This window comes from bacterium, from assembly GCA_035380285.1.
In the GTDB taxonomy this organism is placed as follows: domain Bacteria; phylum Auribacterota; class Erginobacteria; order Erginobacterales; family DAOSXE01; genus DAOSXE01.
The window spans coordinates 47655-68765 of the sequence record DAOSXE010000008.1; the positions used below are offsets into that span (position 1 = coordinate 47655).

Annotated in this window: 13 protein-coding genes; 11 read left to right on the forward strand and 2 right to left on the reverse strand. The window is 67.4% G+C overall.

Features of this window, described 5'->3' with window-relative positions; all coding sequences use genetic code 11:
• Nucleotides 1–14: 14 nt before the first annotated feature.
• The 7 genes from PLZ73_04390 to PLZ73_04420 are packed head-to-tail and all read left to right on the forward strand — an operon-like array spanning nucleotide 15 to nucleotide 13320.
• The gene (locus PLZ73_04390) at nucleotides 15–959 is read left to right on the forward strand and encodes a glycosyltransferase family 2 protein (GenBank protein HOO77108.1); all 945 of its coding nucleotides are present in this window, start codon (nucleotides 15–17) and stop codon (nucleotides 957–959) included.
• A complete protein-coding gene (locus tag PLZ73_04395; protein ID HOO77109.1) occupies nucleotides 943–4158 on the forward strand; it encodes a hypothetical protein in 3216 nt (1071 codons plus the stop codon). The genes PLZ73_04390 and PLZ73_04395 overlap by 17 nt, the downstream gene beginning before the upstream one ends.
• Nucleotides 4155–6542, forward strand: coding sequence for a glycosyltransferase family 39 protein (locus PLZ73_04400; protein HOO77110.1), 2388 nt, complete (start codon nucleotides 4155–4157; stop codon nucleotides 6540–6542). The genes PLZ73_04395 and PLZ73_04400 overlap by 4 nt, the downstream gene beginning before the upstream one ends.
• Entirely contained in the window at nucleotides 6539–7768 is a 1230-nt protein-coding gene (locus PLZ73_04405) for an SGNH/GDSL hydrolase family protein (protein HOO77111.1), read from the forward strand. Before PLZ73_04400 ends, PLZ73_04405 begins: the two co-directional genes overlap by 4 nt.
• The gene (locus PLZ73_04410; GenBank protein HOO77112.1) at nucleotides 7765–9084 is read left to right on the forward strand and encodes a hypothetical protein; all 1320 of its coding nucleotides are present in this window, start codon (nucleotides 7765–7767) and stop codon (nucleotides 9082–9084) included. Before PLZ73_04405 ends, PLZ73_04410 begins: the two co-directional genes overlap by 4 nt.
• The gene (locus PLZ73_04415; GenBank protein ID HOO77113.1) at nucleotides 9081–11216 is read left to right on the forward strand and encodes a hypothetical protein; all 2136 of its coding nucleotides are present in this window, start codon (nucleotides 9081–9083) and stop codon (nucleotides 11214–11216) included. Before PLZ73_04410 ends, PLZ73_04415 begins: the two co-directional genes overlap by 4 nt.
• Nucleotides 11200–13320 carry an alkaline phosphatase family protein gene (locus PLZ73_04420; protein HOO77114.1) on the forward strand — a complete coding sequence of 707 codons (2121 nt, stop codon included), beginning with the start codon at nucleotides 11200–11202 and terminating at the stop codon, nucleotides 13318–13320. Before PLZ73_04415 ends, PLZ73_04420 begins: the two co-directional genes overlap by 17 nt.
• On the opposite strand, the gene PLZ73_04425 is transcribed toward PLZ73_04420, so the two are convergent.
• Nucleotides 13211–14863, reverse strand: coding sequence for a hypothetical protein (locus tag PLZ73_04425; GenBank protein ID HOO77115.1), 1653 nt, complete (start codon nucleotides 14861–14863; stop codon nucleotides 13211–13213). The two genes, PLZ73_04420 and PLZ73_04425, sit on opposite strands and share 110 nt — an antisense overlap.
• A 34-nt stretch (nucleotides 14864–14897) precedes the next feature.
• Here PLZ73_04425 and PLZ73_04430 point away from each other — a divergent pair, with 34 nt between their 5' ends.
• Genes PLZ73_04430 through purH form a run of 3 tightly spaced genes read left to right on the forward strand, consistent with a single transcriptional unit; the run spans nucleotide 14898 to nucleotide 18189 of the window.
• The gene (locus PLZ73_04430; protein HOO77116.1) at nucleotides 14898–15950 is read left to right on the forward strand and encodes an NAD-dependent epimerase/dehydratase family protein; all 1053 of its coding nucleotides are present in this window, start codon (nucleotides 14898–14900) and stop codon (nucleotides 15948–15950) included.
• Nucleotides 15947–16672, forward strand: coding sequence for a sugar phosphate nucleotidyltransferase (locus PLZ73_04435; protein ID HOO77117.1), 726 nt, complete (start codon nucleotides 15947–15949; stop codon nucleotides 16670–16672). The genes PLZ73_04430 and PLZ73_04435 overlap by 4 nt, the downstream gene beginning before the upstream one ends.
• Nucleotides 16669–18189: a bifunctional phosphoribosylaminoimidazolecarboxamide formyltransferase/IMP cyclohydrolase gene (purH, locus tag PLZ73_04440; GenBank protein HOO77118.1), complete on the forward strand. Its 1521-nt coding sequence runs from the start codon at nucleotides 16669–16671 to the stop codon at nucleotides 18187–18189. The genes PLZ73_04435 and purH overlap by 4 nt, the downstream gene beginning before the upstream one ends.
• A gap of 23 nt (nucleotides 18190–18212) precedes the next feature.
• Here purH and PLZ73_04445 read toward each other — a convergent pair whose 3' ends face one another.
• Nucleotides 18213–18824 (reverse strand): AAA family ATPase, encoded by a 612-nt coding sequence (locus PLZ73_04445; GenBank protein HOO77119.1) that lies wholly within the window; start codon nucleotides 18822–18824, stop codon nucleotides 18213–18215.
• Between the two features lie 30 nt (nucleotides 18825–18854).
• Here PLZ73_04445 and PLZ73_04450 point away from each other — a divergent pair, with 30 nt between their 5' ends.
• A complete protein-coding gene (locus PLZ73_04450) occupies nucleotides 18855–21011 on the forward strand; it encodes a tetratricopeptide repeat protein (protein ID HOO77120.1) in 2157 nt (718 codons plus the stop codon).
• The last annotated feature ends 100 nt before the right edge of the window (nucleotides 21012–21111 follow it).

Below are 21111 nucleotides of genomic sequence, written 5' to 3' on the forward strand. Positions count from 1 at the left end.
CCCAGGAGAGCGGGATGAATGAGAAACGGTCAACGCGGGTTTCGGTCCTTATCCCCCTCTACAACGAAGAGGAGAACCTGGAGCCCCTGGTCGGGCGTCTCCGGCCGGTGCTCGATTCCCTCGGCGCCGATTGGGAGGTGATCTTCGTCGACGACGGTTCCACCGACGGGTCCTTCGAGCGCCTGCGTCGGCTTCGCGACGGTTGTCCCGGGCTGAAAGCCGTCCGCTTCCGGCGCAATTTCGGGAAGTCCGCCGCCCTCAGGGCGGGTTTCCGCCAGGCGCGGGGAGATCGGGTGGTGATCATGGATGCCGACCTTCAGGACGATCCCGAGGAGATTCCCGGACTTCTGGAGCTGCTCGACCAGGGTTACGACCTGGTCGGGGGGTGGCGCGCCGACCGGCGCGACCGCTTCGTCAAGCGGCAGACTTCCCGGATCTATAACCTGGCCACTTCGACCCTGACCGGCATCCGGATACACGACTTCAACTGCGGCCTGAAGGCCTTCCGCCGGGAAGTGATCGAGTCGATTCCCGTGCACGGAGAGCTGCACCGCTACATCCCCGTTCTTGCGCACCGGCGCGGATTCCGGGTCACGGAGAAGAAAGTCCGCCACCACCCCCGCCTCCATGGGGAAAGCAAATTCGGGCCCTACCGGTTTTTCGCCGGGTTCGCCGATCTGGTGACCGTTCTCTTCCTGACCAGGTACTTCAAAAAACCCCTGCATTTCTTCGGGGGGTTGGGGTTGATGTTCTTCGTCGCCGGTTTCGCGATCGATTTCGTGCTCCTGGTCGGGAGTCTGTTCGGCGAAACCATCCGTACCCGGCCGCTCCTCTTCCTCGGCATCCTGCTTATGTTGATCGGATTCCAGTTCATCTCCACCGGGCTGTTGGGCGAGATGCTGGCGATGGGGCGGGATGAAGACGAACGGGAGTATCTGGTTGGTGAGACTCTCGAGTAATCGCTGGCTGCGGGGGCTGGCCCGGGCCGGAGCTTCCCCCTATTTCCCCCTCCTGCTCCTGGGTGCGTTTCTTCTCTTCGTCTTCGTCCGGGCGATGGCGTCGTACTCCGCCGCCCTCGGTTCCGACCCTTTCGGGATCGTTCACTTCGCCGGCCACCTCTCGAGGGGAATGCTCTTCAGCGATTTCCCCGTCTACGATTGGTTCAAGCGCGACTGGGCCCCGGGCGAAGCCCATTTCGTCCTCCACGGCAACTACATCGCCGACGGGCAACGGCTTTTCTGCAAGTACACGATCGGGTTCCCTCTCATCCTGGCCGGGTTCATCCGGGTACTGGGGCCGGGATCGGTATATTTCGCCAACGTGGTGGTGCTGGTCATCCTGTTGGCCGCGGAATACGGCCTCGCCCGGTCCTTCCTCCGGAACTTTACGGGCGATCGGCTGCTGGCCCTGATCGCTCCCATCCTCCTGATGGTTCTGGTCAACAAGATCTGGGGCCTGGCTCTGCGCCCGGCCCGGGATCTTTCCGCCCTGGCCTTGCTGGTTCTCGGGTTTTACCTGGGGGCCGTGGGCCTGGGCCGGGCGCCGCGGCTTCGCTGGGGTGCCGTGGGGGCCGGGGCCTTCTGTCTCGGTTTCGCCGGCTCGGTCCGCTTTCCCAATGTCCTGGCCGCGGTGCCCGCGTTCGTCTATCTCCTCGAGCGCCTGTTGCGGAAGAGCACGCTTCGCCGGGGAACGGCCGCGGTCTTGTTGGCGGTCCTCTGTTTCGGCCTGGGCCTGGTTCCCGCCCTCTACCAGAATCTGGAATCGACCGGGAATTTTCTCAAGCCCCCCCGTCCCGAAATCGTGGACCGAAACCCGGTTCAGGTGGAGGGAGAAACCAACCCCCCCCCGCTCTGGCTGGGGTTCTTCAAGACCACCGCCCCGGAAACCCTGGGGTACTTCTGGCGTCTGTACGGCCCCTTTTTTCTGGGCCTGATCCTGCTCGGCGCGGCGGCGCTGCGCCGCTCCCCCGGCGCCCTGATCGTCTGTCTGGGCGTCCCGGCGGTCTTCGTGCTTTTTTACAGCATGTGGGTCCACCTCATGATCAGGTACATGATGGTCGCCCAGCCGTTTCTGGTGGTGCTGGCCGTCGCCGGGTGCGGCTACCTGCTGGCCGCGCCCCGCCGCTGGGCCGTGGTTCTTCTTCCCCCGGTGCTCCTGCTCGATTGGGCGGCGCGTTCCCGGCTTCCGCACGCCTACGGCCTGGAATATGTGGATACTCCGGTCCTGATTTTCGGAGTTTTTCTTTGGATCGCCGCCGCCTGGCCGTCGCGTCCGCGTCGGGCGCGGCTGCGGGTTCTGTTTCTCGCGGCGGGCGTCGCCGCCGTCTTTCTGGGGCGCTACCCCGCCGTCCTCCGGGACCAGGCCGAGGAAGCTTTTCAGCTTCCCCAGGCGCGCCGGCTGGGGGCCGACATCGATGCCCTGGTCCCCCCGGGCTCGGTGATTTTCGCCACCAAACCGGTTTCCGAATACATCAACCTCTTCACCCGGTCGTACTCCCTGCGTCCCTTCGAGATGGCCCGGATGCGGGTCGAGACCAGGGCGGGCATCGAACGGATCCTGGAGAGGGGCACCGGCGTTTTCCTGATCGAGTCGTCCGGTTGGAAGCGAGACGCCCGTAAGGCCGAGCCGTCTCTTCTCTACCACTTCGACCTGAAGGAAGCCGGCGCCGTGCGCGGCGCCGACTATAACCTGGAAAAACGGTTCGGGCGCCCGGTGAGCCGGATCTTCGAGGTGGTCCCCTGGCGACCGGGACCCGTAAGCTCGGTGCTGAAGGTGCCCGCGGGGGACGGCCCGTGGCTTTTTTCCCTGGACGCGCGGGCATTCAACCGCGCCGGCCCCCGCCGGGCCGAAGTCGCCCTCGGGGGCCTGAGGCTCGCTTCCTCCCTGGAGAACGGCCGGAACTTTTTCGTAGTTCCCCGGGGCGCCCTTCCCGGTCCGGAGGCGGTTTTGACGGTTGACGCTTCCGATCCCGTCCCCCGGGATCTGGCCCCGCGGCTGCAGCCGCTCGATCGGCCCTGGGAGGTGGACCTGGGAGCCGAGCCCGACTTCCCCGGTGACTACGCCCGCGACGGATTCTCCGAGGCCCGCTTGCGCGACGCCGACGCGGTGCGCCTCTGGTGGGGGCAGACGGGCCGCGCCGTCGTTCCCACCCCCGGAGGGTCGGGATACGAACTCTTCGCCGTCTTGAAACTGGCCAACGTCCGCGGCGCGCCCCGGCCTGCCTTCCTCCGGGTCGCCCTCAACGGGACCCCGGTGGCGGACCTCGACCTTTCCGACCTGGCCCGGGGCTGGCGGGAATACCGGGTGGCGCTTCCGTCCCGGGCTCTTGTCGGCCTCCGCGGGGTCCTGGAATTGACCCCCTTCGTTCCCGCCGGTAACCCGATTTCTCCGGACGAGAATAGAGTAGGAGCTTTTCTGGCCGGCGGTCTTGTTGTCGAACGCTGTCCTCTCCAGTTGGGGATGGCCCTTCCCCCGGGGAAGTCCTCGTTTCTGGCTTTTCAGGTCGAATCTGGAGAAGGTGCGACGGTCTGTCGTCCCCCTTACGTCTTTTTCGTCGACTCCGACCGGCTGGGGGAAGCGCCCGCCCCCGGCGTTCAGCGCGTCCTTCTCCCCCCCGGCCCGGGCGGCGGGGCGTTTCTGGAGGCGTTTTCGCGGCAGGGGGGGTGCCGGGTGCCCTTTTCGCCGGAGTATCTGCTGGTTCCTTCCGCGCCGGCATTTGAAATCGACGTCGGGGGAGACGCCGACTGGGCCTTCGCGGAGACCGGGTTTTACGGGGCCGAGCGTCATCTGGGGACCGAGACCGTGCGTTGGACCTCCGGCCTTTCCCGCCTGGTCGTCCCCTTGTTTTCGGGAATGGAAACCGGCGGGGAAGTACGTTTTCGGGCGTTCAACCTCGCCCCCCCGGCCGCGGGCCCGATTTCGGTGACGGTCCGCCTCGCCGGCCGGGTTCTGGGCACGGTGTCGCCGCCGCCGGGGGAGGGGGTGTATCGGTTCCCATTCTCTCCGGACGGGTTTTTCCCGCGGTTGGCGGTCCTGGAATTCGAATCTTCGACCTGGCGACCGTCCGATTTCGGGGGAGGAGCCGACGACCGGGAATTGGGCGTGATGCTGGACTGGATCCGCCTGGGAGCTCCGGAAGACGGCGGCCGCCTGCCATGAACCGAATCTGCGCCGCTCTTCTGGTCGCGGTGGTCGTGGTTGTGGGGGTCTACGGGGCCACCAACTACAACGCGCTCCTGAACTCCGACAGCTACACGTATTTAAGCTACGCCCGGAGCCTGGCCCGAGGAGGGGTCTTCGGCGATCCCGGGATCTATTCCCATTTCCGCTCCTACTGGCCCCGTGAACGCTCCAGCCTCATCTCCGGAAACCGCCACATGGATGGGGGAAGGATCTTCTACGACATCGATGTCGGTTATCCTCTTCTCCTGGCCCTGGCGATCCGCGGTTTCGGTCTGCCCGCCGTTTTCCTGGTCAACCCCCTCTTGCTCCTGGTCCTGGCCGTTTTTCTGGCGCTCCTCGTCCGGCGCACGGTGGGGCCGGGCGACCCCCGGGCCTGGCCGGCGGCGCTGGCGGGGCTGCTCGTTTTTCTCCTGCTTCCCCCCGGCCGGGTGTTGCTGTCGAGCATGAAGATCATGCGGGACATCCCCCCCCTGACCGCGCTGGTCGTCTCCTACTACCTGGTGGTCGTGTTCGCCCGGAGTGCGCGGCGGCGGTGGGGCGTTCTGCTGGGCGCGTCCGCCGCCTTCGGCGCGGCGGCCCTGATCCGATATACCTTCTGCATCTACGCGATCCCCTTCTGCGCTTACCTGGGCGTTTCCCTGGCGGCCCGGCGCGAGCCCTGGACCCGGTGGTTGGCGGCGGTTCTGCTGTTGGTCGTTCCGGCGCTGGTTCTGCTTTCGCCGGTGATCGTCAAGGATTTCGCCCGGTCCGGCGACCTCTTCGATACGGCCAAGGCACTCTGGAGCTACGTCGGCGCTTCGGATTCCCGGGGAGAAGTCTTTTCCCTCGACCACCTGGACGAAAGCGGCGCCTGGTATTTCGACTTTCTCCTTCGGGTGTATACCCCGGTGGGGATTTTCTTCGTGTTGGCCGGCCTCGGGTTCGGTATCCGCCGCCGGGAAGTCTGGTCGCTGTTTCTCCCCCTCTTGATTCTGCACCTGGGGCTCTTCGCGATTTTCCGGTTCAAGCACTCGCGTTACCTGCTGCCGGTATACTGCATTTTCAGCGGTCTGGGCGCCTGGGGATGCCTGGAACTCTGCCGCGTTCTACCGTCCGCGCTGGGGCGGATCGAGCGCCGGGCGTTCGCGGTTCCGCTGCGCCTGGCGGCGGCGCTGGCCGCCGCCGGCGCCGCTGTTTATTTCCTGGCCGCCGGTTATTCCCCCGCGCTGGCCGCCCTCTCGCTGGCGGTCGTCCCCGCGGTCTTGATCCCGTACCCGTCTCAGGTCGCGCCCGGGATTTTACTGGCGGGGTTGTCCGTCGCCCTGCTCGTTCAGGCCGTTCCCCCCGTTTTCGGGGGAAAACGTTTCACCATCTCCGACGCCCGGCGCCTGGGGGAAGCGTTCGACGCCCGGACCGCTCCCGGATCCCTGGTCGTCTGCGCCCGTTACCTGAAACAGAACATCGACGTATATTCCCACTGCGTGGCCCTCAACCCCAACCAGATCAGCAGCCCCTTCGGTTTGACTCCGGCCGAGGCGGTCCGTGTCCTCATTCGGGACGGCGTCGAAGTTTACGCCCTCGACAACAAGGGAAAACGCAAGGCGGCCCGGTTCGTCGAGCAGTTGCGGGATTATTTCGATCTGCGTCCGGTCTATCGCTGGCGTTCGGCCGACCTCAACATCGACTACCCCCAGTTTTCGGAGCGGGAGTTTCTCACCCTCTTCCGCGTGCTTCCCTGGAGCGCCGTTCCGGTGGTTCTTCAGCCCGGACCCGGAACCTCCGGCGCGGCGGTCTTCGACGCCCGCTACCCCTGGTGGACGGGAGACCGTGACTATATCCGCGCGACCGCCGACGGCGCCCCCCTGGAGGGGGAGGTTCTGGACGGATACAATTACCTGAAATTCCCGTCCGCGGGTTCGGCGGTCGAGTTCGCCTCCGACCGGGGCCTGCCCGCTTTCCGTATTCTGCGCGGTTTCGAACCCGACGGCAGCATCTCCCTCCCGTTCGGTTCTTCTTCAGGGATCGAGGACTGGAAACTGCTCGACGACGGTTTTTTCCGGGAGCCGGGGGGAAAACAGTGGCGCACCTTGTCGGGGAAAGGGGCGGTCAGGATTCCCCCCTTCCGGGGCGAGGGCGCGACGGTTTCCCTGCGGGTCCGCCCCCGGGGGGGCGCGGCCCGTCTCGCGCTCGCGCTCGAAGGGAAGCCTCTGGAGACGGTGGATCTCGGTCCCGGGGATTGGCGCGAGCTGGTCGTTCCGGTTCCGCCCGCCACCGCCGAGGTCGGCGCGGCCCGTCTCGAACTCGAAGTTCTTTCGGACGACGGCGCTCCGGCGCGGCTCGACCTCGGCGCCGTAAGGATGACCGCCGGGCGGGGGGAATGATCCGTTTCCCCGCCAACTTCCGGTTGTTGCTGGGATCGCTGCTGTTCGCGCTGCTTCTGGGAGAAGGAGCCGCCCGGCTTCTGACCCGGACCGACGAGGACGGGCAGGCATGGTTGGGTTCGTTTGCCCTGCTCCCGTACCGTTTCCCCGCCGCCACCACCCGGGCAGCGATCGAGCGATATCTCCGGCTTCGGGATCAGGCGTATATCGTGCGCGACCCCCAATTGGGCTGGGATTTGGCGCCGAACGCCGTCGGTGGCGACGGCCTCTACCGGACCAACGCCGCCGGGCTGCGCTCGCCGCCCCGCGAGTATGCCGCGCACCCTCCGCCGGGCGTCGTCCGCGTGGCGCTGTTCGGGGATTCCTTCACCCACGGGGACGAGGAACCCTGGGAGAAGTATTGGGGGGCGTTTCTGGAAGAAGAGCTGAACGCGAGCGGCCGCCGCGCCGAGGTTCTCAATTTCGGGGTTCCCGGGTACGGGGTGGGGCAGGCTTATCTCCGCTGGCTCCGGGACGGTACCGCCTTTCATCCCGACATCGCGGTGTTCGGCTTTCAGCCCGAAAACATGCGCCGGACGGTCAACGTCTTCCGGCAACTGTACAGCCGGTCCACCGGGATGATCTTCTCCAAGCCGCGGTTCCGCCTGACGTCATCCGGAACCTTGGAGGCGGTGAACCTTCCCATCCTCCCCCTGGAAGAGGTACCCGCCGCCCTGGAGCGGCTGCCCTCGATCGCTCTGGGCGCCTACGAATATTGGTACCGCCCGGACCATTACCGGGACTGCCGGCTCTACCGCAGCCGGCTGGCGGCCCTGATCGTTTCCGCTCTCTTCGCTCCGGGCGGCCGCCCCGGCGGCGACGACGACCACGGCCCCGGTCTCCTCCCCGAGGCCGAGGGCTCCGAAGGTTGGGAGGTCACCCGGACGCTCCTGGAGGCGTTCGCCGCTTCGGTCCGGGAGGAAGGGGCGGTCCCGGTGATAGTGCATATCCCCGACAAACCTTCCCTGAAGGAGATCGAGGCCGGGCGGCGCCCCCCGTACCTCGACCTGCTCGATGAACTCGCCGCCCGGGGCGTCCCGGTATGCGACCCCGCTGCCGAACTGGCCCGCGGGCACAAGTTCTACAAACACGCCCATCTTTCCAGCCGGGGCGGCAGGGCCCTCGCCCGGTTTCTGGCCCGGGAGTTGGAACGGTATTTAGATGCCGGGGAGGGCACGGCGCCGTGAAACCCAGGGTGTGGGCGGGAATATTTTTTCTGGTCTCCGCCGCAGTCTACTCCGCCAATATGCGGGTGGTGGGAGCCGGCGACTGCTGGGCGGTGCGCTACGTTCCCGTCAGCATCCTGCGCGAGGGCAACCTCGACCTCAATGAATTTCCCGAAGTGAAGTTCCAGGTTTGGGACTGGACCCGGGGGAGGAAGTTCCGGATACCGCTTCAGCCGGTCGTGGCCGGGATCGCCGCGGTCCCCGTCTTCGCCGCCGCCGACCTGCTAGGGGTCCCCTTCACCCCGGTGAACATAGCCTACCTGGGGAAAGGTGCCGCCACACTTTGCAGCGCGGCGGCCGCCGCCTGCTGCCTGCTCCTCCTCTGGAGGCTCCTCCCCCCGGCGGGCGCCGTTCTCTATACCGCGGTCTTCGCCTTCGGGACCTGCGTCTGGTCGGTGAGTTCCCAGGACCTCTGGCAGCACGGTCTCAGCCACTTTCTGCTCACGGCCGCTCTCCTCTGCCTCTTCTCCGCGTCGGGACGGCGCTCGCGGGCCGGCCTCTCCGGGTTTTTCCTCGCCTGGGCCGCCGTCGTCAGGGGGATGAACATCCCCCTGGCCGCGTTTCTTTTCCTCTACCTCTGCCTGGAATACCGGGATCAGGTGCTTCCGTTCGTTCTCTGGTCTTTGCCCGCCTTGGGCTATACCCTGGCGTTCAACTTCTATTATTTCGGCGCGCCCGGCAACGCCATCATCGGCTACGCCCTGGGAAAATTCAGTCCGGCCGGCGCGCCCGGGGCCCTGGCCGGCCTCTTGTTTTCGCCGGCCCGCGGGCTTCTCTTCTTCACCCCGGTCTTCGTTTTTTCTTTTTACGGGGCCTGGCGGGGTTGGAGCGCGCCTTCCCCCTTCCGGACGCTCTACCGCTTTCTGGCGGCGGCGGCGGGGGCGTACGTCCTTTTTCTCTCCGCCTGGTTCATGTGGTGGGGGGGGCATTGCTACGGATACCGGATGCTGGTGGACCTCGTCCCCATCCTGATCGTGCTCATGGTTCCGGCCTGGCGCCTTCTCTCCGGCTCGGCGGGGTTTCGCCTGCTCTTCGCCGTTCTTCTGGCCTGGTCCGTATTCCTGCAGGGCGCCGGAGCTCTGTATTACGGCGACCGCTGGAACGGCCGCCGGCATATCGACCGGCACCCGGAGCGGCTCTGGTGGGTGCGCGGCGGCCAGATCGACTATATGCTGGCCAAGGCCCGGGAACGGGGTTGGCGGGTGGAGCGCAGAGTCCTCCTCCCGGAGGGGCAGCGCGCCCGACCCGACCGGATTCCGGAGGGAGCCGGACCGTGACCCGGGGCGCGCCCGTCAAGACGGCGCTGGCGCTGCTGCTGATCGCGGCCGCCGTGTTCGCCTGCTACCACCGCCTGCTGCTTCCCCGGGACGGAGGCTATCCCGGTTGGAACATCGTCAAATGGGGTTTGAAGGATTTTATGTATCCGCGGCTGATCTTCGATTCGGATGCCGTTCTTTCCGGATATTTCCCCCTCTGGAACCCCTATCAATACGGGGGCAGCCCCTGGTGCTCCAATTTCCAGGCCGGGCTGTACCAGCCGCTGAACTGGGCGGTCATCCTGCTGGGGGGATATTCCGCCCTGGCCCTTCAATACCAGATGACGGTCCTTTTCCTGATCGGGGGCTGGGGGATGTTCGCCTGCGCCCGCGAGTTCGGTGTGGGCCGTGCCGGCGCCGCCGTCTCCGCCGTCTCGTTCGCCGGGGGCGGATTTTTTGTCGGCAACGGCACCTACTTCCCTCAGGTGAACACGCTGGTCCTCCTCCCGTTCTGTCTGCTCTTCTCGCGGCGGCTCGCCCGCCGATTTTCCTGGAGCGCCTTGAGTCTGGGAGCGGTTTCGTTCGCTCTCCTGGCGGCGGCGGGGTTTCCGACCATGTCTTTTTTCCTGGGAGCGACGGCCTGGCTGACCGGGTGGGCGTCGGGCGCCGCTCCCGGAAACGCCCCGCGGCCGGGACGGATTTGGAGGCGGATGGCGCTGCTGGCGGCGGCGGCGGCGCTGCTGGCGGCGCCGCTTCTGTTCCCCGCGGCGGAAAGCTACTCCTGGCTGACCCGGCCCCAGCGGGTTTCCGATCCGGGCTCGGGTTGGGAGACGGTGGTGGCGGGAAAATCGCTGGGAGTCCCCAACTTCGTCAGTCTGGCCGTCCCCTTCGTCGCCAACGCCGACATATCCGGGACCGGGCTCTGGATCGAATTCCGGAATTGTTTTTTGGGGCTGATCCCTCTCGTCTTCGCCGTCTATTACCTGGTCCGCGGCCGGGGCCGTGACCGGGCGGTGGTCTTCATCGTCGTGACGGCGGCGGCGGCTCTGGCGCTGGGGTTCACGCTGCCCCCCTACCGATGGCTTTACCGGCGCGTGTTGCCGCTGCGGCTGGTCAGCCATCCCGCCATGGATTTCCGCGCCCTCTTCCTCTTCTACCTCTCCCTGGCCTCGGGGATGGGGTTCGATCTCCACCGGCGCCGGAACCGGGCGGGGCCGTTTCTCCTGGTCTACCTGGGCATAGCGGCGGCCGCCGCCCTCGGCTTGGTCGTGATCATGCGCGGCCGGGACTCCGGTCTTCCGCCATCGGTCTGGACGGCTTTCGCCGTCACCATGCTGCTTCCGGTCCTGGGGTTGCTGAGGCGGGGACGTCTCCGGGACGGTCTTCTTCTGGGCGCCGCCGTCGCCGAGATCGCGTATTGGGGTAATTATAACTTCTCCACCATCGGCGACCGGGTCGGAACGGGGTTCTGGCTCAAGCGCCTGGATAAGGAAGCCCGGCGGGAACGGAGGGTGGACCGGACGGACAAGCTTGCCCGCCGCTCCGAGGCTCCGAGCCGGGACGCCCGCTCCATGTTTCACAAATACCGTTCCGACAGCGGGATCGACGGCACCGTTCTGCGGCCGTTCGCCGAGGTGATGCTGTCGCCGGCGGCGGAGGTTCTCGGCGAAGACTTCCGGATCCGGCCGCTGCGGCGGCTGGAGGTGCTGGAGGACGAAGCCGCGGTTCTGGAGCGGATCCGGGCGGGAGAAGATATCGCCGAAACCGGCTTGGCGGTCGGAAGCGATCTCCCCCCGGGGTTCGAGCCGGCGGCGGCGGAAGCGGACGCTGGTTTTGAGTCGCGGGTTGTGGTTTTTTCCCCTAACCTGATTGAATACGAGATCGAAGCCCGGGCCGAAACTCCGGTTTTTTTCAACGAAATCTATTACCCCGGTTGGGAACTGGTTCGGGTCGGGGGAGGAGAGCGGCTGCCGCTCTTCCGGCTCAACCACGCCTTCCGGGGTTCGGTGCTTCCGGCGGGGTCTTATCGGCTGCGGATGGTTTTCCGCCCGCTGTGGTTTAAGATAGGCTTGGCCGCCGCCGCCGTGACGGCCGCGGGGCTGGTCTTGGGAGTAGCCGTGGAGACGAGGCGTCGGTATGCTGCGAAAAGTTAAACTTTACGTCCGCGCCCGCGGTGGGGAAATTCTGATGCTTCTGGGCATCCCCCTTCTGGGCATCGTCCTGGCCCGCCCGCAGCTCGACGCGGCCCTGGCCGCGCGCACGGGAATCTTCTGCGCGGCCACTCTGCTCTGCCTCTTTCATGCCTACGCCTTCAACGATTGGTCCCATTATCATTTCGACGTCTGCGACCGGCACAAGGGAGACCACCCTCTCTTGAAGAAGAGGATGACCCTGAACGAAACCCTGAGCTTCTCCATCCTCACCTTCGGGGCCGGTTTGATCGTCTATCTGGCGGCGCTGCCGATGCGGTCCTTGTTCATCTGCCTCAGCCTCGTTTTTCTCTGCATCCTCTACAGCAACCGCTTCACCCTTCTTAAAAACGTGCCCTTCGTGTCGACCTCCATTCACGTCGTTTCCGGTTCGCTCTTCTTCAATCTCGGTTGGTCGACGGTGAGAACTCCGTCGACCGCCAGCTGGCTCGCCGGTCTGTTCTTCGGGCTTCTGTACGGGGCCGGGCATCTCAGCCACGAATCGATCGATTTCGAGGGCGACCGCCGGGCGCGGCTGCGGACGACCCCCGGCGTTTTCGGGTTGCGCCCGGTCTTCGCCGCCAGCGCCGTCGGCGTCACGCTGGCCTCGGCTCTCATGGCGGTCTTGGGGTTCGGCGGCGTCGTCTATACCTCCGCCGTCGCCGTGATCTTCCTGGCGGCGTGGCTCGCGTACATCCTCGCTTTCAGCCGGATCTGGCCCGGCGACCTCGGCTACGCCGACCTGTCCCGTTTCCGGACCGTCTACCGCAGGATCTACTCGGCGGCGGGGATCCTGGCCTTGGCGGCGGCCGTCGTCGGGGACGCGAAGGGGCCGGTTGTCCCCCGGCCCCGGGTCTGCATCGTCGGGCTCGACGCCCTCGATCCGGATCTGGTGGCGGCGTGGGGGGCTCAGGGGAAACTGCCGACGCTCTCGCGGTTGATCCGGGAAGGCGCCCGCGGGCGCCTCCGCTCGCTGCCCGGGCTCAAATCGCCGGTGATTTGGACTACGATCGCCACCGGCCGGCTCCCCCGGGACCACGGTATCGTGGATTTCACCGTGCCCGGGAAGGACGGTGCCAGGGTCCCGGCCACCGCCGATTTCCGCCGGGTCAAGGCCCTCTGGGAAATGGCCACCGAATCCGGGCTCTCGTCCGGCTTCATCAACTGGTGGCCTTCCTTCCCGGCCGAGCGGGTCGACGGGTTCATGGTCTCCAATTATTTCCGCTATCTCTACGCCGATCTGGCCGCGCCCGGCGGCGTGGACCGGAAGCGCTTGGCCGGGCTCGAGGGGCTTTCCTGGCCGCCCGAACTGGCGCTTTCGCTGGCCGATAAATGGCCCTCGGGCGGGGGGTTTCTCGACGAGATCGACGCGGAGACCGTCTTCGCGATCCCCTTTCCGGGAGGCTACGATCCGGTCCGGGAACGGTCCTTTCCCGACGGGCGGGGGGTCTTTCGCTACGCCGTCGCGGGAGATGCGGCGGTGTTCGATCTGGCCCGGGATCTGGTTCGGGAACGCCCGGTCGATCTCTTCGCCGTTTACGTGGAAGGCATCGATGTTTTTTCCCACCTCTTCTGGGGATACGCACATCCCGACCGCTATCCGGTGAACGCGGACGAGGCCCGGGTGCTGGGCCCGCTGCTGGAAAAGTATTACCGGTATACCGACCGGCGACTGGGCGAACTCCTGGCGGCTCTTCCCCGGGAATGCCGGGTTCTGGTTCTCTCCGACCATGGCTATGGAGATGTCGGGGGGGGGCGTCATTTCCATCGGGAAGAAGGGTTTCTGGCCATGGCCGGCCCGGGCATCCAGGCCGGGACGCGGCTGGACTCCCCCGGCGTCGCCGACATCACTCCCACCGTTCTCTACCTGCTCGATCTTCCCGTCTCCCGCCAGATGCCGGGCCGCGTTCTCATGGAGGCTTTTACTCCCGCGTTCCGAGCGTCCCGTCCGGTTGAATTCAAAGATTCCTGGGAAGACGGTCCCCGGGAGCGGTCCCGGCCCGCGGTCGATCCCCGCCTGCAGGAGGGGGCGATGGAGCGGCTCCGGGCTTTGGGCTATATCCAGTAACCGGCGCGTACAGAGCCCAGGCTCCATCCCGGAAAACGACTCTGGTAGTCCCGCTCCGGTCCGGGGCGGGCCCCAGCCAGAAAACGGGCCGCTTCAGCTCCCGGGATATCTCCTTCAGGACTTCCCCCCGGTCTCCGGAGCGGGCGCGGCCCAGCGTGCGCTCTCGGCGCCGGATTTCCCGGGGATCGGTTCCTATGGCGCGGAGAAAATCGATTCGGGCCAGGTAGGTGTCGCGTTCGGCCCGGGAGGGTACGTACCAGCCCCAGTCGGCCGCCACCACGGCGTCGCCCGGCAGCCCCTCCGCCGCTTTCCGGCAGACTGCCGCCGCTTCCGGTCGGAGCGGGTTCCGGTCTTTTTCCAGGCAGTACGCGGTCAGTCCCAGGGCGGTGGTGGGGAGACAGACGACGACGATCAGGAAAACGCCCCGCGCCGCGAACCCGCCCCTGATTCCGGAGCCGGCCATCAGGGCCAGGTGCACCGACAGCAGAAACGGCAGCTTGTATTCGTTGTACCCGCGCAGCCGCAGAAAGAGTACGGCCGCCGCCAGGACGGCCAGTCCGGCAGTAAAAAACCCCGCGTCCGGGCTCCGGTGCCTCCAGCCGCCGGCGAGCGCCAGCGCCAGAGCCGCCCAGAGCGGCAGCGGCAGCGCCAGCAGCATCCGCCATTGCGGCGCCCCCGGCGGCGCGAAGGCGAACCCGGAAACGCTTCCCGGCGCGAAGATCGAGTTCAGGTACGGCCAGAGGACGACGGCGGCGGCCGTCGCCGCCGCCGCGGGGACCGCCCACCCCGAAGCCCGTTTGCGGGAGAAGAGCAGCGTTCCGGCGCCGGCCGTTCCGGCATAGAGGAAGGCGGTCAGGAAAAGGACCGCGGCCGGGAACAGGTTGAGAAAGCCGATCAGGGCCAGTAGGGCCGCGCACCCCCCGAACCTCGCCGCGGAAGGTTTCCGGATCGTCGCCCGGAACAGGGCCAGACCCACCGCGTACCCGGCCAGTCCGGCCGGGAGGGAATTGGCGACCAGGAACTTGCTCATCATCATGCCCGCGGTGGTTTCCGCCGGCCCGGCGGAGACCGCGGGGAGGTAGCCCCAGATGCCTCCCGCTACGGCCGCGGCCAGAGCTTCCGACCCCCGCCGCGCCGCCGCTATCCAGCCGAAGCCGTTGAGGCCCACGATCCCCAGCACCGCCGCCGCCGTTCCTCCGCTTCGACCGCCCCCGGCCGCCCGGGCTCCGGCGTACAGCGCGGCGCCGAGAACGGCGGCGGCCAGGGCCTGTCCCGCGGCCATGAGCGCTTCCGGGTCCGCTCCGGTTACGGACGCGGCGGCGACGAGGGCGTCGTACCCCCAGTAGTAAGCCAGTTTTTCCCCCGCCAGAAAGGGGTTCTCCGGCGGGATTCCCCCGCGCCGGACGGCCTCCACGATCCCCCGGTGGATCTGGGCGTCCGAGCGGGCCAGCAGGCTCGCGTTGCAGAGAAAGGGAAACGTCAGCGCCGCTCCCAGCAACCCCAGCGCGGCCGCCAGCAGCCTGTCTTTACAGCGTTCGGTCATGTTCCCGGTCGTCGATCCGAGGTGGAAGTGTCCGGTGATTTCGGGTATCCTCCCCACCGGTGATTATCACGGCGGACAATTCAATGTCATCAGTTATTCCCCCGCCCCGCCGGGTCGGACCGCCGGCGGGAGCCGTTACCCGGGACAGCGGCCGGTGAGGGTGCTGATTACGGGCGGCGCCGGATTTATCGGCAGCCACCTCGCCGACGCTCTGCTCGAGAGCGGGGTGGAGGTGAGCGTTCTCGATAATTTCTCCTCCGGCCGCCCCGAATTTCTCGCCCGTGCCCGGGCGTATCCGGGGTTCCGGTTGTTCCGGGGTTCGATAGTGGAGCGGGAGGTGGTGGATGAAGCCCTGGGCGGGGTCGAATGCGTCTACCACTTCTGCGCCAACCCCGACATCCGGGCGGGGCTGCAGGACCCCGGTATCGATTTCAGGGAAGAGACGCTGGCCACCTTTCGGCTCCTGGAGGCGATGCGCGCCCGCGGCTGTCGGAAGATGGTTTTCGCTTCCAGTTCGGTGGTGTACGGAGAAAGGCCGGTGCTGCCTACTCCCGAAGAGGCCCTGGGGCTGCCTATTTCATATTACGGCGCGGGCAAGGCGGCGGGCGAGGCCATGATCAGCGCGGCGGTCTGCTGTTCCGGTCTGGGAGCGGTTATCTTTCGTTTGGCCAACGTCGTCGGCCCCCGTCCTACTCACGGGGTGCTGTTCGATCTCCTGGCCCAGCTCCGCCTCGATCCCGCCCGCCTGCGCGTGCTCGGCGACGGCGCTCAGGAAAAATCGTATCTGCACGTCGACGATTGCGTGCGGGGTGTGCTGGCCCTGGGAGACCCGGCTCCGGGGACCCTGGAAGTGTTCAATCTGGCCGGAGAGGGCACCGTTTCGGTGAAGCGGATTGTCGAACTGATCGCGGCCGTAACCGGTTTAAACCCCGAGGTGTCTTTCGGCGGCGGCCGGCAAGGTTGGCCCGGAGATGTCCCCCGCACCCATCTCGACGCCGCCCGGGCTCTCGGCCGCGGCTGGAAGGCTTCCCTGGATGCGGAAGCGGCGGTGCGCCGCGCCGCCGCCGAACTCTGGGAGGCGGGATGAAGGAGATGCAGGCCGTGATTCTCTGCGGGGGCCTGGGAACGCGCTTGCGCCCCCTGACGGCCACGATTCCCAAAGCCCTGGTGGAAGTGGGCGGGCGCCCTTTTCTGGAGCATCAGTTTCTGGAACTGCGGCGGCATTCGATCACCCGGATTCTGCTTCTGACCGGGTACCTGGGCGGGATGGTGGAGGATCGTTTCGGCGACGGAAGGGAGTGGGGGCTGGTGTTGAGCTATTCCCGGGAAGAGACGCCCCTGGGGACGGGAGGCGCTCTCCTTAGGGCGGCCCCGGGCCTGGAAGAGACGTTTTTTCTGATCAACGGGGATACCTTTCTTCCCCTCGATTACCGCCGCTTGTCCCGGGCGTTTTCCGCGCGGTCCGGCGTCGGCCTGCTCAGCGTGGTCGCTTCCGCGGGGACCGGCCGGGTCCCCAATATCAGGCTGGGGGAGGCGGAGAAGGTGGTCGATTACCGCCGCCGGGGGCCGGCGGCGGAGGGTTTTACCCATGTCGACGCCGGCGTGGGAATATTCAGCCGGCGCCTGGTCGAGCATTTCCCCCCGGGCCCCGCCTTCGCTCTCGAAGAAACGGTATATCCGCTCCTGGCCGGCCGGGGGCTGCTGGGAAGTTTTTCCCCGGGCCACGATTTTTTCGATATCGGCACGCCGGAACGGCTGGCCGTTTTCGAAGACTACCTGCGTGAGAATGTCGGAGGGGCGGGGCGATGAAAACCGCCTTGCTCAGCGTCACCGATAAGACCGGGGTGGCGGACCTGGCCCGGGGTCTGGCCCGGGAGGGCTATTCCCTGGTCGCCAGCGGTGGAACCGCCGCCGCCGTGGAAGACGCCGGGGTGCCGGTTCGGCGCGTCGCCGATCTGACCGGTTTTCCGGAACTCCTGGGGGGAAAGGTCAAGACCCTGCACCCCGCCGTCCATGCCGCGGTCCTCGCCCGCCGCGCGGACCCGGGAGAGATGGGGGAGCTGGCGGCCGCGGGGGTCGCGCCCATCGATCTGGTCGCGGTCAACCTCTACCGTTTCGGGGAATGGGTCGAGGCCGGGACCGCTCACCCGGAGGCCGGGATCGATATCGGGGGTGCGGCGCTCCTGCGGGCCGCCGCCAAGAATTGGGAAGACGTCGTCGTTCTCTGCGATCCGGACGATTACGCCCCGGTGCTGGCGGCCCTTTCCCGGGGAGGGGTTCCGGCCGATTTCCGTCGGCGTCTGGCCGCCAAGGCCTTCGCGCTGACGGCGCGCTACGACGCCGAAATCGCGGCGTGGATGGAAGGCGAGGAATTCCCCCCCGGCGTCTGCTGCGGATACGGGCTGAGCCGCCGCCTCCGCTACGGGGAGAATCCGCATCAGCGGGCGGCCCTCTACGCCGGGGGACCGGGGGCCGGCGCCGGACTAGCCGCCGCGCGCCAGCTCCACGGCAAGGAACTCTCCTACAACAACATCATCGACCTGGACAGCGCCCTCAGCCTGATCCTGGAATTTTCCGCCCCCGCCGCGGTCATCGTCAAGCATACCAACCCCTGCGGCGCCGCCCTGGCCGCCGCGCTCGAGCCGGCCTTCCGCCGCGCCCTCGCCGCCGACCCCAAGTCGGCTTTCGGGGGCATCGTCGCGCTCAACCGGGAAGTGGACGCCGCCACCGCCGCCGCCGCCGCTTCTTTTTTCGCCGAAGCGGTCGTGGCCCCCGGCTTCGCCCCCGGGGCGTTGGAGATACTCACCCGGAAAAAGAATCTCCGCCTGCTGGAGACCGGCCCCTTCCGGGCCCGGGACCCGTTCCTGCGTTTTCGATCGGTTTACGGCGGCCTGCTCCTTCAGGACGAGGATAGCCGGGGTTGGGACCCCGCCGCTCTCGATCCGGTGACCGCGGCCAGGGTCCCGACCGCGCTGCTGCCGACGCTCGGGTTCGCCTGGCTGGTGGGAAAGCACGTCAAGTCCAACGCCATCGTCCTGGCCCGGGACGAGGCGGTAGTGGGGGTGGGGGCCGGGCAGATGAGCCGGATCGACGCCGCCCGGCTGGCTTTGGAAAAAGCCGCCGACGCCGGGCTGGACGTCCGGGGGGCGGTGCTGGCATCGGACGCTTTTTTCCCCTTCCGGGACGTCGTCGATCTGGCCGCGGCGGCCGGGGTGGCGGCGATCGTGCAGCCCGGGGGTTCCATCCGGGACCGCGATTCCATCCGGGCCTGCGACGAGCACGGTCTGGCCATGGTCTTCACCGGCACCCGTCATTTCCGGCACTGATCCCCGATCCCGCCGCTCCGGATTCAGAGACCGAGGGTCAGGTTCTTGAGCCGGTCGTCCCCCACGCTTTCGGCCAGGTATCGCATGACCTGGTCCATCCGGGCGTCGAGGTTGCCGTGGATTTCGAGCTTGGGGCCGGTGAACGCATTCCAGCGCCGTTGCAGGCGTTCCTCGATGTCGATCTGGAAGAGTTCGTTGGTGGAGCGGACTCCGTCTTCCATCCCCCGGTTGGCGCTCAGGCGCAGATTCTCCTCGAGCCGGATGTAGACGAGCAGGGTGTAGGTCGAAACCCAGGTTTCTGCGGCGGCCCGGATGACGCCGAAGACGCGGGGATCGACGTAGCCGAGTTCGGCTCCCCGTTCGGCGAAGACCGAATTGTCCAGGACGCAGCGGTCGCAGAGCAGGAAATCGGGGAGGAGTTCGGCATGGTCGAGTTCCAGCCGGATCTGCTCCTTGAGTATCCAGTACTGTCCCCGGGTGACCTGCCCGCTTTCGTTGATATCGTAGGGGCAGAGCCGGGAGAGTTCCGGGACCAGTTCGACCTGGAAGGCCCGGTACTTCAGTTCGCTGAAAAGACGGTGAACGAAGGTGGTCTTGCCCACGCCGAAGGTCCCGATGACGCCGATCTTCTGCATGAACCTATTATCGGCGAAGATCCTCCCCGGATGAAGCGGTTTCTGTCCGCCCGGGAAATTCGCGGTTCGGTCTGGGTCCGTCCGCGGGGTACAATTCGGGGCATGAACCGGACGTGGACGCGGTTTGCCCTACTCGGATGCGTGGTCTTTGCGGTCTACCTGCCGTACCTGGACAACCCCTTCGTCTGGGACGACGAGCCCCTGGTCGTCCGCAACCCCCTGCTTCGGGACCCGTCCCGCTGGGACCGCCTCCTGACCGACCAGCTTCACGCCTTTGGGGTTCGGGGCGGAAATTACTGGCGTCCTGCCGCGGGGTTGAGCTTGGCTCTCGATTATCTGGTCTGGGGCCCGCGTCCGGCCGGCTTTCGCCTGACCGGGGTTGCGCTGCACGCCGTCAATTCTTTCCTGGTTTCCTCTCTGCTGATCGGGTTGGGCGCGTCACCGCCGGCGGCCGCGGTCGGCGCCGCGTTTTACGCGGTCAATCCCGCCTGGTCTTCGGTTGTCGGGTATGTGGCTTCCCGGTCCGACCTTCTCTGCGCGTTCTTCGTGCTCTCGGGTCTTTGGGCGGCTCTCCGCCGCGGCTGGCCGGGCGTTCTGGTTCCGATCGGCTGTTATGCCGGGGCGTTGGCTTCGCGGGAAGCCGCGGTGATGTTCCCGCTGCTTCTGATCTGGATGGGGTGGGTCGAGAAGCGCCGCGGCCTGTTGGCCGTCGCCGCCGCCTGCCTGGCGGTGGCCGGGGCGTGGTGGCTGGCGCGCGGGGCCGTGGTCGCGGCCCCGGTTCCGCCCTGGGCCGCGGCGACGGCCGGGCTTCGGCTTCCCGCGGTACTGCTTTCCTACCTCGGTATTTTTTATTTCCCCGTCAACCCCCACCTCTTGCGGTGGCTGCCTCCTCCTCCGTCGCCGTTGGCCCCCGGCTTCCTCCTCCCGCTCTTCCCCCTGGCGGTCCTGGTCGCCGCCGCCGTCCGCTTCCGCTCTCTGCGGCCGGGTTTGGGCTTTTTCCTGATCGCCGTTTCCCCGTACCTGGGGTTCTACCCTCTGGCCGCCCCTCTCGCCGACAACTGGCTCTACCTCCCCGCCGCCGGCCTGGTCCTGCTCGCCGCCCCCTTCTGGAGCGCCGCCGCGCGCCGCCGCTGGCCGGCGCTGGCGGTCGTGGGGGTTCTGGGGGCGGGAACCGTTGTGCAGGCGCGTTTCTGGTCCGACCCCGTCGCGCTGTATCTCCGTACCGTTTCCGCGGCCCCGCCGGACTCGCTCCGGGAGGCCCGGGGGCGCCGCCTGGGAGGCGTCTTCGGCAACCTCGGCGACGAATACGCGGCCCGCGGCGAAGCGGACAGGGCCCGGAGATGGTTTTTCCGGGCCCTGCGGGTCGATCCGGAAAACGTAGCCGCTCTCGACGGCCAGGGGAGGCTTCTGGCCCGGGAAGGCGAATTCCGCGCGGCGGAGGCGGCTTACCTCCGGGCCCTGGCCCTCCGCCCGGACCAGCCGGAAACGCTTTCCAACCTGGGTCGTCTCTGGGCCGACCTGGGCTTGTTCGCCAAGGCGGAGGCGGTCGTGCGCCGGGCTCTGGCCGCGGATCCGCTCCTCTCCGAAGCTTGGGGCAACCTGGCCCTGGTTCAGGCCCGGACCGGCGACTATGGGGCCGCCCTGCGGTCGTGGCGCCGCGCCGCCGCGCTCGACCCGGGCATTTCCGAATACGCGCTCAATCTGGAACGGGTCGGTCGCCTGGCGTCCTCGGCGCCGGATCCGGCGAGGGAGGAGAAGTTCTTCGCGCTCGGCGCCCGGCGCGAAGAGGCCGGGGATCTCCCGGGGGCCCGGGCGGCGTACCGGGAAGCCTTCCGCCATCCAGCCGCCGCGCTCAACCTGGGGCGTCTCTGCCGGGCGGCGGGCAACCCCGTCGGGGCCATCGAGGCCTACCGCCGCGCCCTCTTCCTGGACGGATCGTTGGCGGAGGCCCGGGTCAACCTGGCCAACGTTTATACGGACATGGGATTTTTCGCGGCCGCCGCCGCCGAATGCCGCGCGGCCGCCGCCCGGGAGCCTTCCCCCGGCGTTTTCAACGCCTGGGGCCGCGCCCTGGGGGAGGGCGGAGACCTGAAGGCGGCGGCGGAGAAGTGGGAAAAGGCGCTGGAGCTCGATCCCGGTTTCGCGCCGGCGGCCCGCAACCTCGAGAAAGTCCGTTCCCTCCGCTAAATCCCGGATTTAGCTTGTCGCGCTCCCGGCCGGGGCATACAATCGACAAAAAGCAGGGGTCTGTCGGTCCCTGGTATATCCGGAAATCAGCAACAGGGAG

Bases quoted from the DNA above. Each gene is read 5' to 3' on its own strand.
- PLZ73_04390 (HOO77108.1), top strand. From the start codon at position 15: ATGAATGAGAAACGGTCAACGCGGGTTTCGGTCCTTATCCCCCTCTAC.
- PLZ73_04400 (HOO77110.1), top strand. From the start codon at position 4,155: ATGAACCGAATCTGCGCCGCTCTTCTGGTCGCGGTGGTCGTGGTTGTG.
- PLZ73_04405 (HOO77111.1), top strand. From the start codon at position 6,539: ATGATCCGTTTCCCCGCCAACTTCCGGTTGTTGCTGGGATCGCTGCTG.
- PLZ73_04420 (HOO77114.1), top strand. From the start codon at position 11,200: ATGCTGCGAAAAGTTAAACTTTACGTCCGCGCCCGCGGTGGGGAAATT.
- PLZ73_04425 (HOO77115.1), bottom strand. From the start codon at position 14,863: ATGACCGAACGCTGTAAAGACAGGCTGCTGGCGGCCGCGCTGGGGTTG.
- PLZ73_04435 (HOO77117.1), top strand. From the start codon at position 15,947: ATGAAGGAGATGCAGGCCGTGATTCTCTGCGGGGGCCTGGGAACGCGC.
- purH (HOO77118.1), top strand. From the start codon at position 16,669: ATGAAAACCGCCTTGCTCAGCGTCACCGATAAGACCGGGGTGGCGGAC.
- PLZ73_04445 (HOO77119.1), bottom strand. From the start codon at position 18,824: ATGCAGAAGATCGGCGTCATCGGGACCTTCGGCGTGGGCAAGACCACC.
- PLZ73_04450 (HOO77120.1), top strand. From the start codon at position 18,855: ATGAAGCGGTTTCTGTCCGCCCGGGAAATTCGCGGTTCGGTCTGGGTC.